The following is a 13559-nucleotide window of genomic DNA, read 5'->3' on the forward strand; positions in this document are numbered from 1 at the left end:
TGTTGTCCAAGTCAAGTACACTAACCCGAGCAACCAAGCGGTTGCTCAATGTTCTTCTTCCTCCACACGGGTCCGACCGACATCGGAAGTGTGGGTTCCAGGAGGAAGAGCGGGAAAAGTATGACTTTTGGTTCAGAAACAGGACTGCATTGCTTGCCAGCTTATGCGGTCACGTCAGACGCAAGTCTGTCTCTTTCTGGATCAAATCAAGCGCGAGAAGGGCGTTTGGTGGATGCCTTGGCAGTAAGAGGCGATGAAAGACGTGATACTCTGCGATAAGCCATGGGGAGCTGAGAATAAGCTTTGATCCATGGATCTCTGAATGGGGGAACCCACCTGACAGTTCCTTGTTGTTACCTTTGGTAGTCAACAAGTTGCTGAAACAGGTACTTAAGACCTGAATACATAGGGTTTTAAGAGCAAACCCGGGGAACTGAAACATCTAAGTACCCGGAGGAAAGGAAATCAATTGATACTCTGCTAGTAGCGGCGAGCGAACGCGGACCAGCCAAGCCTTGAGAGTGACCAGAACATGTTGGGAAGCATGGCCATAGCGGGTGACAGCCCCGTATGGGAAGCTCGATGGGATGTATTAAGTAGGGCGGGACACGTGAAATCCTGTCTGAAGATCGGAGGACCACCTTCGAAGGCTAAGTACTCCTTACTGACCGATAGCGAACCAGTACCGTGAGGGAAAGGTGAAAAGCACCCCGACGAGGGGAGTGAAACAGTACCTGAAACCGAACGCCTACAATCAGTTGGAGGCCCCTTGAGGGCTGACAGCGTACCTTTTGTATAATGGGTCATCGACTTAGTGTATCTAGCAAGCTTAAGCCGTTAGGTGTAGGCGCAGCGAAAGCGAGTCTTAATAGGGCGATTGAGTTAGATGCATTAGACCCGAAACCGAGTGATCTAGGCATGACCAGGCTGAAGGTAAGGTAACACTTACTGGAGGGCCGAACCCACATCTGTTGAAAAAGATCGGGATGAGTTGTGCCTAGGGGTGAAAGGCCAATCAAACTCGGAGATAGCTGGTTCTCTGCGAAATCTATTTAGGTAGAGCGTCATCCGAATACCCCGGGGGGTAGAGCACTGGATGGGTAATGGGGCCCCACAGGCTTACTGATCCTAACCAAACTCCGAATACCCGGGAGTACTAGATGGCAGACACACTGCGGATGCTAACGTCCGTAGTGGAGAGGGAAACAACCCTGACCTACAGCTAAGGCCCCTAATTCATGGCTAAGTGGGAAAGCAGGTGGGACGACCAAAACAACCAGGAGGTTGGCTTAGAAGCAGCCATCCTTTAAAGATAGCGTAACAGCTCACTGGTCTAAATAAGTTGTCCTGCGGCGAAGATGTAACGGGGCTCAAGCCATGAGCCGAAGCTTAGGATAGTCACTTTTGTGACTGTGGTAGCAGAGCGTAGTGTGACATAGTTCCTATCCTCTTTAGCGATCCTCGGATCGCCTTGGAGGATCAAGGAGCTTTCGATGAAGCCGGGGCGTGAGCCATCCGGTGGAGAGATCACTAGTGAGAATGATGACATGAGTAGCGACAAAGAGTGTGAGAGACACTCTCGCCGAAAGTCCAAGGGTTCCTGCTTAAAGCTAATCTGAGCAGGGTAAGCCGACCCCTAAGGCGAGGCCGAAAGGCGTAGTCGATGGGAATCCGGTTAATATTCCGGAGCCAGATGGTAGTGACGGATTGTGAAGGTTGTTCCTCCTTATCGGATTGGAGGGGCCGCTAATCAGTCCCTGGAAATAGCTCCATCATAAGATCGTACCCTAAACCGACACAGGTGGACTGGTAGAGCATACCAAGGCGCTTGAGAGAACGATGTTGAAGGAACTCGGCAAAATACCTCCGTAAGTTCGCGAGAAGGAGGCCCAGTTTCTACGCAAGTATTGGCTGGGGGCACAAACCAGGGGGTGGCGACTGTTTACTAAAAACACAGGGCTCTGCGAAGTCGCAAGACGACGTATAGGGTCTGACGCCTGCCCGGTGCCTGAAGGTTAAAAGGAGGGGTGAGAGCTCCGAATTGAAGCCCAGGTAAACGGCGGCCGTAACTATAACGGTCCTAAGGTAGCGAAATTCCTTGTCGGGTAAGTTCCGACCTGCACGAATGGCGTAACGACTTCCCCGCTGTCTCCAACATCGACTCAGCGAAATTGAATTGCCTGTCAAGATGCAGGCTTCCCGCGGTTAGACGGAAAGACCCCGTGCACCTTTACTACAGCTTCGCACTGGCATCAGGCACAACATGTGCAGGATAGGTGGTGGGCTTTGAAACCGGGACGCCAGTCCCGGTGGAGCCTCCCTTGAGATACCACCCTTGTTCTGCTTGATGTCTAACCGCGGTCCGTTATCCGGATCCGGGACCCTGCGTGGCGGGTAGTTTGACTGGGGCGGTCGCCTCCTAAAGCGTAACGGAGGCGCGCGAAGGTTGGCTCAGAGCGGTCGGAAATCGCTCGTTGAGTGCAATGGCAGAAGCCAGCCTGACTGCGAGACTGACAAGTCGAGCAGAGTCGAAAGACGGCCATAGTGATCCGGTGGTCCCGAGTGGAAGGGCCATCGCTCAACGGATAAAAGGTACGCCGGGGATAACAGGCTGATACTGCCCAAGAGTCCATATCGACGGCAGTGTTTGGCACCTCGATGTCGGCTCATCTCATCCTGGGGCTGGAGCAGGTCCCAAGGGTACGGCTGTTCGCCGTTTAAAGAGGTACGTGAGCTGGGTTTAGAACGTCGTGAGACAGTTCGGTCCCTATCTGCCGTGGGTGTAGGATACTTGAGAGGAGTTGCCCCTAGTACGAGAGGACCGGGGTGAACGATCCACTGGTGGACCAGTTGTTATGCCAATAGCAGTGCTGGGTAGCTATGATCGGACAGGATAACCGCTGAAGGCATCTAAGCGGGAAGCCCCCCTCAAAACAAGGTATCCCTGAGGGCCGTGGTAGACCACCACGTCGATAGGCCGGAGATGTAAGCATGGTAACATGTTCAGTTGACCGGTACTAATGGCCCGATAGGCTTGATTTGATCCAGTAAAAGACAGACTGGAAATCAAAAGCATACACACAACTTGACTTGGTTATTTGGTCCTTTCTCGGTTTGGTGGTCATAGCACGAGTGAAACACCCGGTCCCATCCCGAACCCGGCCGTTAAGCACCGTCGCGCCGATGGTACTGCGTCTCAAGACGTGGGAGAGTAGGTCACCGCCAAACCTAGTAAGAACCAAATAACAAATTTGTACCTCTCTGAATGAAAATCCTTGCCAAAAATGATGGTTCGCTCAATGCGAATGGCAAGGTCACAGCTCAAACGTTTCTGAATTCGCCATACGGCAAAGAACGGAAACGCGCCAGATGTGAGGCAAGGCTCTTGAAACTCGGGTCATGCTGAAATAGGTATCCATCACCTTGTCGCGGGGTGGAGCAGCCCGGTAGCTCGTCAGGCTCATAACCTGAAGGTCGTAGGTTCAAATCCTACCCCCGCAACCAATCACAAGAATCTCACAAGCAGATGCTTTTCCTTAGATAAGTCAGCTAAGGAACGGGCATGCCACTCCGTTCAAGATGTCTGCATGCCCGAGCCGCGACAAACGGGTATCTCGCCCACTCCTGTAGCGGTCACTGTACTCTGTGCTGTGGCGTGGAGGGTGGCTCTCTCCCCACGCCACAGGACCGAAGAGCGTGCTTTAGTACTGCGGAAAAGTCTCTCGCATGATCTGCTCTTCTTGACGTATGCGGATTGATAGGATCACCACATACACCGGACCAAGTATCAAAAGGGTGCGCCAAGCATTCAGAGCGATCGCGAACCCGACGAGTTCCGGCAATATGTTCAGGAAATAGTTGGGATGCCGGAAGCGTTTGAAAAGCCAGCTCGTCTGCAAGCAGTGATCGGGCGCGATGTAGAGTTTCACGGTCCACAGCCTCTCAAGTGCTGCGATTACCCAAAAAAGCACACTGATCGAAAAGACGTAGAGACCGACTCCGACGCCATTGACCCAGGTGAAGCTCGAAATGGTTAAATAGCTCTCTGTGATCGCAGCGAGATAGAAGGCTATGTGACCAGCAGCGATCGCTTTGGAAGCGTTCGCGCCGTACTCCACGGCGCCCTCCGCTCGCAGGCGGCGCTCATTGCGCATTGAGATAGAGAGAGAAAGAAAGCGAACAGCGACGGCCGCTATGATGAAGATGATTTCGAACATGTGTGTCCTTTGGTTCCCTGCGAACTGCGGGCGAGCGAATTCGGAGGGGCTGTATCGTGAAAGAAATCTGGATTTCTTGGAGAGAGGCGATCGCGTTGGTGCCATCCCCTGGAAACCAAAAAAGGAGACAGTCGCATGACTGTCTCCTCGTTCTCTGGTTTCGATGCTCTAGGCGGGCTTGGACATCCTTGCATAGACGATGTGCCGATTTTCCCCGAAGAACAGTTCGGTTTCGACATCTTGTCCAGCGCAGGCGGCAACAACGATCTCTCGCATCTGCGATTCATCGCGGAGCAGAAGGGACCAGTTCATGAAAGTTTCCATATAGCCTGCAGGGACGACCTCGGTGCTGAAATTCCCTACGAGAAGTGTCCCGCCGGGGTTGACCAGATCAAGAAGACGCCGTGTCAGGGCGACTGCAATCTCGAAGGGAAGATAGTCATAGACGCCTGCAGAGTAGACGAGATCGAACAGACCGAGATCATACTGTTGTGCCATTAGGCCCTTGATGCTTCCGGCCATGGGCTCAACGACAGTCTCTGCGAAGTCTTTTCCAACCACCGTTAGGTTCGCTTCGTCCTGATCCAGAGCAACCCAACGCGACAGAGATTTACCTGCCAACGCGGAAGAAAACTCGGCTTCGCGAAGGTGGCCACAGGCGACCGTAAGAATCTCTGCGCCGCCACGGCGCGCCGCCGTTTCATCGACGAACTGCGCCAAGATCTCGCGGCGTTCTTGCACTGCGAGAGCGCTCGATGAGATGCTGGTGTAGGCATAGATGTCCTGGCCGAATTGGCTGCTGCTTTCTACTTCCTCCTGAGCGGCGGGATGGCGGTACAAGAGATCGAGAAGCACGCCATCACCGGAGTACCCACGTGGCTTCTCATAAGACCGGCGAGTGAAAGGGTCAGCCATCAATTTGTCGCGAATGGGGTGTGCCTGTGCCAACGGTACAAGCTCTTTCCACGTTTCAGGGGAGCACTCTGAACGCAGATCGTGCAGCTGCAAGACGAGGCATTCGACCAGATAGCCAGCGTCGCGCCCACCGTTCAGGAAGAAAGCCGCAGTGTCGAGAACCTGTGCGAGCTCTTCCTTGGCCTCATTGGTCTGGAGAGTCGGTGCCTTGCCGGTATTGGATGCCGTGTTTCTTAGCGCGTGTTTGATGTCCTTGAATTGCTTAAGCGAGTCTGCAGCCTGTGCTGCGGTTTCAAATACAGTCGCCCGCGGTTCATGCGATCGCATGGTTGTTTCCTTTCAATGTTGGAATCTCGTGATGAGCGATCGAATAGGGCTAAGGCGTGTGCCCGACCGTTGTCGTGTCCGTGGTAGTCCTCAGGGGAACCGTTGTTTTTCCCTGTTTCTCACGGCTTCGTTACTGCGGGCAGCTGCGCGGTTCGCTCGGTCTCGTCTCAGCGAAACGTACCAAGGCGCGAGATGTCGTAGCCTTGAGGATAGGTGGGCCTAGGGACTTGTGTCAGGAGGCGGGGTTTCCGGCGAAGCGGCAACCGTCTAAGCGCGAAAGCGCGCAACCGCAATACGGTCGGGACAGCGCGACATAGCCAAGAGGGAGGCTTTTGAAACCCCATGCTTTCGCGCAACGGAGCATCAAGCAGCGCATGCACAACAGGTCGCCCCAAAGGAATCAGTGGGCGGGGCAAATAGAAAGACAAGAGAAGGTTCACCGTGCTTTGGGCGACCGTCGCGTTCGTCTCTGAGAAGCGAAACCGTTCGGTCTCATAGTTCACATTGAAACGAACCATGTCTTCTAAGGAATCTGGCAGCGCTGAAATCCCCATCCGCGATCCAAGCCCGCGATAGTATCGGAACCACGCAAGCTGTTCCTTGTTCGTTATGGGGCGGCGGCCAAATCGATCCAACCAGCGGATTGGTTCGCAGATGAAAGTGGACAGAACATAGAGCATATCAGTGTTTGATATCCGGTAGCGCGCATGCATCTCGTTCATTCGCGCGATTGCCTCTGTCCCCCGCCGGCTTTCAAGCCCGTGTTCCTTTGTCTCGGCTAGGATGATCTCAGTGTCGTCATAGCGTTTGCGAGGTCGGTTTTCGAACTCCCCCGTTTTTGCCAAGAGGCTTGATATGGCAGGAACGGCATAGGTGCGGAAAAGAGCGAACTCTAGGGCGCGCTCGATATCCCAGGAGAATTCATAAGCGTATAACAGTCGCGCGATCTCTTCAAATTTCTCATTTGGGTCAAGAAAGGCAATGCGGTCCGCCACACGTTCACCTTTCTTGGGCTTCCATATTGGGGCGTTGATTCTTTTCATTGATATGCTCTGGCTAAGGTACAAAGGCGTGGTCGAGTTGCCATGGTTCAACAATCGCGGTGTGGTATCTGTTAGAGTTTCCACAGATGTCTGCAAACGTCTCTTCGGGACAGGCCTATGTCCTTGAGCAGGTAGTCTGGCAGACGCTCCAAGTGGCGTTGGTCTTTCTGTCGCTGCAGGTGGGCGTTGACCGCAGCCAGACAGATCGAGAGCAAAGATGCATCACGGCGCGATGCGAAATGCCCAGATGCGTTGCGTTGTGCTCTTGAAGAGGGGTGAAATAGTGCCGATGTCCGCATCGAAAGGTTCCTTGAGGTGCGAGTTTCCTGAGATTGGTGTTGGGGATCAGCTCGCCTTGTGCATGAGAATTGCGCGGCGCTCCTCAGTCTCGGGCTTATGCTTGAAAAGGTGATTGTAACCGAGTCGAGAAAGCGCCTGATCTACGGACGGGCGAGAGCCGATGATCTTCAAAGCACCGTTCTGATACTGGGCTAGCTTGGCCGCGATAACCAAGCCGCGCACACCAGCGCGAGTCACATGTGTGACGCCGGTGAGATCCACTACCAACGTTTCGCCGGGTGCCTGAAGGCAGGCAGCAACCACTGCGTCTAGGAGTTGTCCTGCTCCAGAGCTGTTGATCACTCCTGAGACCGCAAGTCTCTGAGAGCCGATGTCTGATTTGATGGACAGGTCCATTCGAGTTTTCCTTCATTTCATGGCCAGGACGGTCGAGATATTTGCAGAGGCTTGGGCCGAAACTGAGCTGCTCACCATGGTGGTTGCACGTTATGGTTGTTTGACGCCGTGTTACCTTTGGCGGCTTTCTCGCAGAGGAAGGTTGTTGCAAGCGTTGTATTGCGGGTGGTAACTGGCCGAAGTTCCGTTGTTTTTGATTCTTGTTGGGGCCGCAACATGCGCGTGTTTTTGCTCGGTGAACTCCGTGTACTTGATGGTGATGTCGAGTTGCCGCTGCCCTCCTCGCGCAAGGCACGCGCTTTGCTTGCGTTCATGTTCGCTACATCTCGTCCACACCGGCGCGAGCGATTGTGCGAGATGTTCTGGGATCTTCCGGATGACCCCCGTGCGGCACTTCGTTGGGCGCTGTCCAAATTGCGCCAAGTCGTCGATAGACCTGACCAAGTCCGAATTCTCGCCGATCGCGAACGAGTCGAGATCGATACGGGTTCTGTCGAGATCAATCTTTGGCAGGTTCACGGCGAGTTGCAGCGCCGCGGTCAAACAAGCATTGAGACGCTTGAGAGAATGGCCCGAATGCTCGAGCAGACGCCGTTTGACGGCCTTGATGGGGCGGGGAGTGACCTGTTCGAAGCATGGCTTCAAAGTGAACGCGAGGACATCGAAATCTCGCGCGTGGAGGTAATTCGCCAACTCGCCACACATCCAGATATCAGCGAGTTTGCAGCGAAGAAATGGCGACGACTTTGGCGCGAGGCCAATCCTGAGGGCGCGGACGAGTATGCCCGATCCGTTTCTGAGGAGGCCGCCGATGTTGCCAATTCTCAACCTACGGCAGAGAGACATTCAAGGCCGCGCGAAGCCGAGGCACTCAAGGAGCAGAGAATCGGATTCTGCGAGGTCCGCGACGGCACAAAAATCGCCTACGCCACAATCGGATCAGGCGCACCCTTGCTCAAGGCAGCCAATTGGCTCACTCATCTTGAGTTTGATTGGCAGAGCCCAATCTGGGGCCGGAGTTTCGCAGAGATTGCGAAAGGCCGTCGCTTCATCAGGTATGATGAACGTGGATGCGGTCTTTCGGATTGGGATGTGGATGACCTTGGTTTTGATGCTTTTGTCGAGGATCTTGAAACCGTTGCCGACAGGCTTGGCCTCGAGCGCTTTCCTTTGCTTGGAATCTCGCAGGGCGCAGCCGTTTCGATAGAATATGCGGTGCGTCACCCCGAGCGGGTTTCGGCTTTGATCTTGCTTGGAGGGTATGCGGCGGGCTGGCGGCATACGGTTGATCAGGAAGAACGCGCTCGGCGAGAGGCGGTTATGTCCTTGACGGAAGTGGGGTGGGGCACAGACAACCCAGCCTACCGCCACATCTTTTCACAGACTTTCATGCCAGATGCGCACGCCGAAACCCTTGCGTGGTTCGATGAGCTTCAGCGCCAAACCACGTCGCCGCGCAATGCCGCGCGGTTTCAGGATGCGTTCGGCAACATTGATGTCCGTGATCGCCTCTCTCAGGTGCGCGCACCTACGCTGGTGCTACATTCGAAGTATGATCAGCGAATACCGCTCGCCGCCGGTCGAGCGCTCGCCGCTGGGATACCTGATGCTCGGTTCGTCCCTCTTGAGAGCCGAAATCATGTTCTCGTTGGAGACGAACCAGCATGGAAGGTGTGTGCCGAGACCATGGCAGAGTTCTTGGCAGACCAAGGTTTGTGACACGCGTGAGGGTTCTTAAGACTAAAGTCCCCGAGTTCCCGAAACTACCCCTGTCCGTCAGATCCGGAAGACCGGCTGCAAAAGGCGAGGCAGGAGAGATTTGAAGTTCAGCGGTTCGTCCGTTGCGGCCAGACAGATGCACGGGACATCACCCGTGGCGACCGGCTGATGGTCGAGCTCACCATCAGCGATCTCCATATCCCCGACGCCAAAACGACCGGTCTCGTCTTCGAAGGCTCCCTGCAACACCAGCGTGAGTTCAAGGCCGCCATGACCATGCTCTGGCACCGCTTCGCCTGCCGGGATGTAGAGAAGGCGCGCAGAACAGGACTTCTCACGGTAGAGGACGGATTGACGGATGCCAGCACCAAGCGCACGCCAGCGCGGCGGAGTCCCGTTCATGGCCTGCATAAGCGGCGCGGGGAAAATGCCCGAGGCGCGGAATGGTTTGTCTTCACGCGGAGGCGTATCAAGCATATCCAAAACACGGTTCCGCAGGACGGGCGATACGGAAACGCTTGATGATCCGTCGAGGACGGCACCTCCGATACTCGCATGCGCGGCGTAGCTCGCACGACAGGAGTCACACATCGAGATGTGTGTCGCCAGTACCAAAGCGTATGCCTGGGGCAGGTTTCCCGAGACATAGGCCGCCATCAAGGCGTCCGATATGTGATGGGAGATATGCGTCATTTGCTCGTCGTTCCCTTTAGTTCGTGGCGGAGTTTTTCCAGACCGAGACGAATTCGTGATTTGATGGTTCCCAATGGGATACCGCTGGTCAGTTGGATCTCCGAATGGCTCAATTCGCCAAGGTAAGCTTGTTCAATCAATTCGCGCTGCGACGGGGTGAGACGCGTGAGCGCCGAACGAAGTGCAGCAACTTCCTGTTCGAGCCCGACGATCTGCTCTGCATCACATGTATCGACATCGTCAGAAATCAACTCTTCGGGCACAGGTCTGCTATTTTTGCGGAAAAGATCGACCTGACGGTTGCGGGCGATCTGATAAATCCAGCCAGACACGTCGGCGCGGTTTGGATCAAACTGATGCGCCTTGTTCCAAACAGACAGCATCACGTCCTGGACAACATCTTCGGCTTGGCCATTCGTCACGCCGGATCGGATAGCAAATCCCTTCAGGCGCGGGGCGAAATGGTCAAACAAGCTCGAAAACGCTTGCTTGTCGCGGTGATCTCTTACAGCCAACATCAGTCTTGTCGTCTCACATCTCGGTTGTTGTGCGGTCGGGGTTTGCGTTGCGTCTGGCTCTTTACTCCGCATGGGGGAGAAAGAGGTTGGAACGCTCAGGCCCTCATTGACCACGCTCATCTGGTGTCCCTGTTCAAGCAGCATACTCCAGATACGCCCCTATCTGGGGTTTGGATCATTTTTTGATCCGGTTCCCGAAGAAGGCCGTAACATAAGAAAAGCCAAGCCTTTAGGAGCGCAAATGTCATTTGATGTCCCCATCCCCATTCGTCGCAAGATCGCAATTGTCGGAGGTGGTATTTCCGGACTCGCAGCCGCCTATCTTCTGGCTGAGAAAAACGACATCACGCTCTTCGAGGCTGAAGCGAACCTTGGTGGGCATGCGCGAACCGTTGTGGCGGGGCGCAATGGGGATCAGGCGGTGGATACGGGCTTCATCGTGTTCAACTACGCAAACTATCCCCATCTCACCGCGATGTTTCGTGATCTCGATGTGCCGGTCGAGAAAAGCGATATGAGCTTTGGCGCCACAATCGACAATGGACGAGTGGAATACGGTCTGCGATCTCTCTCGGCTCTCGTCGCGCAACGGCGCAACCTTTCGCGCCCCGGTTTCTATCGGATGGTGAGAGACATCATGCGGTTCAATGAGCGGGCAGAGGCAAGCGCTTCATCCGACGATATCACAATCGATGAGCTTGTAGCGGAGCTTCGGCTTGGGGATTGGTTCCGCGACTATTACCTCCGCCCGATCTGCGGGGCGATTTGGTCGACCGGCACAGACCAAATTGGCCAGTTCCCCGCACGAACGCTTGTGCGTTTCTTTCGAAATCATGCGCTCATGAGCACCACAGGTCAGCATCAGTGGTGGACGGTGAGCGGCGGCAGCCGAGAGTATGTCACGCGGCTTTCGGCACATCTTGCGAGCGTCGGATGTGATCTGCGTTCAGCCACACCGGTGCAGAGCGTTCTGCGATCAGGTGGCGTTGTTCGTGTCGCTTCGGAGCGCGGTGTGGAGACATTCGACGACGTGATCTTTGCCTGTCATTCGGATCAGGCCCTGCGACTTCTGGAGGCACCAACGAAGGACGAGAAGGCGATCCTTGGCGCCATTCAATATCAGGACAATCACGCGATCTTGCATGCCGATGAAGCCCAGATGCCGCGGGCGAAAGGGTGTTGGTCTTCGTGGGTCTACAAGGCCGAAAGCAATCAGGATGCTTCAGGCATCGGGGTCACCTATTGGATGAACCGGCTTCAAAACATCCCGGAAAGCGATCCGCTCTTTGTGACGCTCAATCCTTTGCAGTCGGTTCGGGAAGACCGCATTTACGATCAGAAAACGTTTCGCCACCCGGTCTTTGATCGCGCGGCATTGCATGCACAATCCAAGATCAAGACGATTCAGGGTGAGAACAATACCTGGTTCGCCGGCGCCTACTTGCGCAATGGCTTTCATGAAGATGGATTTGCCAGCGCCGTGCGTGTCGCACGTGATTTTGAGCGGGTGCTCCAATGAACGATTGGCCAGAACACCTTCGCGGGTCGACCACACATGCCCGAAGGGGAGCGATTGGAAACACGTTCCGATATGGGGTGGATTATGTCCTGATTGACCCAGATGCAAACGACGGTCCTCTACTTTTCTCACGGAACCGCTTGAACCTCGCATCGGTGCTCGACCGCCACCATGGCGGTCCGGTCGGCGCAGGACGTGGCAAGGCCTGGGCGAAGGAGGTCTTTAAAGGGGGCGGTTTGAACGCGGACAAAATCCTGCTTCTGACGCAGCCTCGATTCCTGACCTACGTATTCAACCCGGTGAGCTTTTGGCTCGCATTTCGGGATGACGACCTTGTGGCGGTGATCGCCGAAGTTAACAACACCTTTGGTGACCGCCATTCTTATCTCTGCCACTTGGAGGGATTTGCGCCCATTCGAGCGCAGGATCAGATAGATGCAAAGAAGGTCTTCCATGTGTCGCCTTTCCAGCACATCGAGGGCGACTACCAGTTCAAGTTCGATATCTCAAAGAACCGAATTGCGATCCGTATCGCCCACATCAATGGCAGCGAAGGTCTTATTGCCACTCTCTGTGGGGAGCGCGCGCGACTTAGCAATGCGCGTTTGCTTGGCGCTTCTATAAGGCGCCCCTTTGGGCCACTGCGTACCATTGCGCTCATCCACTGGCAGGCACTTCGCCTCAAGCTCAAAGGCGCGACATACACGCGTCGTCCCTCGCCACCCGAACAGGAGGTTTCTCAATGAACTTTTTCGACAAACGTGTCCGGCACGAGTTTCTTTCCTGTTGTGAAGGTATGCGACAAGGGACGCTGCACCTCGTGACGCCGGAAGGTGAAAAGCATGTCTTTGGCGATGGTGGTCCAGAGGCCGAAATGCGCCTTCACGACTGGTCAGTCGTCCCGGCAATGGCGGCACGAGGCGACGTCGGTCTTGGAGAAACCTACGTAGAAGGACTCTGGGATACGCCCTCGATTGAGAACCTTACAGCCGTCGCACTTCGCAATCTCGACAATTTCGAGCAGTTTGCGCATCCATCGCCTTGGAATACGCTGCGCTACCGTGTTGTGGACCGCATCATGCGTGCGAACTCCCGCCGCGGAGCGGCTCGCAATATCCGCAGTCACTACGATGTTGGAAACGAATTCTACCAGCTCTGGCTTGACCGCGGCATGACCTACTCCTCTGCGCTCTTTTCCGAGGGAGACAATGATCTCGAAACCGCGCAGAACCGGAAATATGATCGGATTTTGAGCCGCCTTGGTGAAGGAGAACGCGTTCTCGAGATTGGATGCGGATGGGGTGGTTTCGCAGAGCGTGCGGCAGAGGCCGGGCGCTCTGTGAAAGGTGTCACAATCTCTCCTTCTCAAAAGGGTTATGCCGATGCGCGCCTCGATGGGCGGGCGCAAATTGACCTTTGCGACTATCGAAACGTTGAAGGCACCTACGATAATATTGTCTCAATCGAGATGATCGAAGCGGTGGGCGAGCGTTACTGGCCAACCTATTTTTCGACGCTCAAGAAGCACCTCTCAGAGAGTGGTCGTGCGGTTGTTCAGGCGATCACTGTCCCGGATTCCTATTTCGATATCTATCGGAAAGGTTCGGACTATATTCGACAGTATACGTTCCCCGGAGGGATGCTGCTCTCTGATGCTGTGATCGCGAAGGCGGCAAGAGAAGCGGGGCTCGAGGTCAAGGAGAGCTTTGCTTTTGGCCAAGATTACGCTCGTACATGTAGGGTTTGGTCAGAGCGCCTGATTGCAGAGCGCGAGCGGATCATGCGACTCGGCTACGATCAACGCTTCATGCGCAACTGGCAGTATTACCTTGAGATCTGTGCCGCGAGTTTCGCGGTGAACCAAACAGATGTTGTGCAAGTTGAGTTGGCTCATGCGACTTGAGACAGCAAG

The 13559-nt window shown here is 54.9% G+C and carries 11 protein-coding genes, 1 tRNA gene and 2 rRNA genes; 7 read left to right on the forward strand and 7 right to left on the reverse strand.

What is annotated here, in order from left to right:
* Nucleotides 1-204: 204 nt before the first annotated feature.
* The 3 genes from R1W01_RS17785 (at nucleotide 205) to R1W01_RS17795 (ending at nucleotide 3504) form a co-directional block, all read left to right on the forward strand.
* Nucleotides 205-3042, forward strand: a 23S ribosomal RNA gene (locus tag R1W01_RS17785).
* Nucleotides 3043-3113: 71 nt separating this feature from the next.
* Nucleotides 3114-3228 (forward strand): 5S ribosomal RNA (rrf, locus tag R1W01_RS17790).
* Between the two features lie 199 nt (nucleotides 3229-3427).
* A tRNA-Met gene (locus tag R1W01_RS17795) sits at nucleotides 3428-3504 on the forward strand.
* A 197-nt stretch (nucleotides 3505-3701) separates the two neighbouring features.
* Here R1W01_RS17795 and R1W01_RS17800 read toward each other — a convergent pair.
* The 5 genes from R1W01_RS17800 to R1W01_RS17815 all read right to left on the reverse strand — a co-directional run bounded on the left by R1W01_RS17800 (nucleotide 3702) and on the right by R1W01_RS17815 (nucleotide 7198).
* Nucleotides 3702-4217: an isoprenylcysteine carboxyl methyltransferase family protein gene (locus tag R1W01_RS17800; RefSeq protein WP_317275417.1), complete on the reverse strand. Its 516-nt coding sequence runs from the start codon at nucleotides 4215-4217 to the stop codon at nucleotides 3702-3704.
* A gap of 168 nt (nucleotides 4218-4385) precedes the next feature.
* The gene (locus R1W01_RS17805; RefSeq protein ID WP_297758282.1) at nucleotides 4386-5459 is read right to left on the reverse strand and encodes a class I SAM-dependent methyltransferase; all 1074 of its coding nucleotides are present in this window, start codon (nucleotides 5457-5459) and stop codon (nucleotides 4386-4388) included.
* 167 nt (nucleotides 5460-5626) lie between these two features.
* Nucleotides 5627-6502: an oxygenase MpaB family protein gene (locus R1W01_RS17810; RefSeq protein ID WP_317275418.1), complete on the reverse strand. Its 876-nt coding sequence runs from the start codon at nucleotides 6500-6502 to the stop codon at nucleotides 5627-5629.
* A gap of 71 nt (nucleotides 6503-6573) precedes the next feature.
* On the reverse strand, nucleotides 6574-6801 hold the full coding sequence (locus R1W01_RS18425) for a DUF1127 domain-containing protein (RefSeq protein ID WP_366936460.1): 228 nt from the start codon (nucleotides 6799-6801) through the stop codon (nucleotides 6574-6576).
* Nucleotides 6802-6847: 46 nt separating this feature from the next.
* Nucleotides 6848-7198 (reverse strand): STAS domain-containing protein, encoded by a 351-nt coding sequence (locus R1W01_RS17815; RefSeq protein WP_243613645.1) that lies wholly within the window; start codon nucleotides 7196-7198, stop codon nucleotides 6848-6850.
* Nucleotides 7199-7294: 96 nt separating this feature from the next.
* Here R1W01_RS17815 and R1W01_RS17820 point away from each other — a divergent pair, with 96 nt between their 5' ends.
* Nucleotides 7295-8917 (forward strand): alpha/beta hydrolase, encoded by a 1623-nt coding sequence (locus tag R1W01_RS17820; RefSeq protein ID WP_297758275.1) that lies wholly within the window; start codon nucleotides 7295-7297, stop codon nucleotides 8915-8917.
* Between the two features lie 57 nt (nucleotides 8918-8974).
* Here the strand turns inward: R1W01_RS17820 and R1W01_RS17825 are convergent, their stop codons facing one another.
* Together R1W01_RS17825 and R1W01_RS17830 are read right to left on the reverse strand one after the other, a co-directional pair.
* Nucleotides 8975-9610: a ChrR family anti-sigma-E factor gene (locus R1W01_RS17825; protein ID WP_243613647.1), complete on the reverse strand. Its 636-nt coding sequence runs from the start codon at nucleotides 9608-9610 to the stop codon at nucleotides 8975-8977.
* Nucleotides 9607-10272: a sigma-70 family RNA polymerase sigma factor gene (locus R1W01_RS17830; protein ID WP_411028176.1), complete on the reverse strand. Its 666-nt coding sequence runs from the start codon at nucleotides 10270-10272 to the stop codon at nucleotides 9607-9609. The genes R1W01_RS17825 and R1W01_RS17830 overlap by 4 nt, the downstream gene beginning before the upstream one ends.
* A gap of 97 nt (nucleotides 10273-10369) precedes the next feature.
* On the opposite strand from R1W01_RS17830, the gene R1W01_RS17835 reads away from it, so the two are divergent.
* Genes R1W01_RS17835 through R1W01_RS17845 form a run of 3 tightly spaced genes read left to right on the forward strand, consistent with a single transcriptional unit; the run spans nucleotide 10370 to nucleotide 13550 of the window.
* On the forward strand, nucleotides 10370-11647 hold the full coding sequence (locus R1W01_RS17835) for an NAD(P)/FAD-dependent oxidoreductase (RefSeq protein ID WP_297758271.1): 1278 nt from the start codon (nucleotides 10370-10372) through the stop codon (nucleotides 11645-11647).
* Nucleotides 11644-12393 carry a DUF1365 domain-containing protein gene (locus tag R1W01_RS17840; RefSeq protein WP_297758268.1) on the forward strand — a complete coding sequence of 250 codons (750 nt, stop codon included), beginning with the start codon at nucleotides 11644-11646 and terminating at the stop codon, nucleotides 12391-12393. Before R1W01_RS17835 ends, R1W01_RS17840 begins: the two co-directional genes overlap by 4 nt.
* Entirely contained in the window at nucleotides 12390-13550 is a 1161-nt protein-coding gene (locus R1W01_RS17845) for an SAM-dependent methyltransferase (protein ID WP_243613650.1), read from the forward strand. The genes R1W01_RS17840 and R1W01_RS17845 overlap by 4 nt, the downstream gene beginning before the upstream one ends.
* The last annotated feature ends 9 nt before the right edge of the window (nucleotides 13551-13559 follow it).

The sequence above is a fragment of the Shimia sp. FJ5 genome (genome assembly GCF_032918335.1).
In the GTDB taxonomy this organism is placed as follows: domain Bacteria; phylum Pseudomonadota; class Alphaproteobacteria; order Rhodobacterales; family Rhodobacteraceae; genus Shimia; species Shimia aestuarii_A.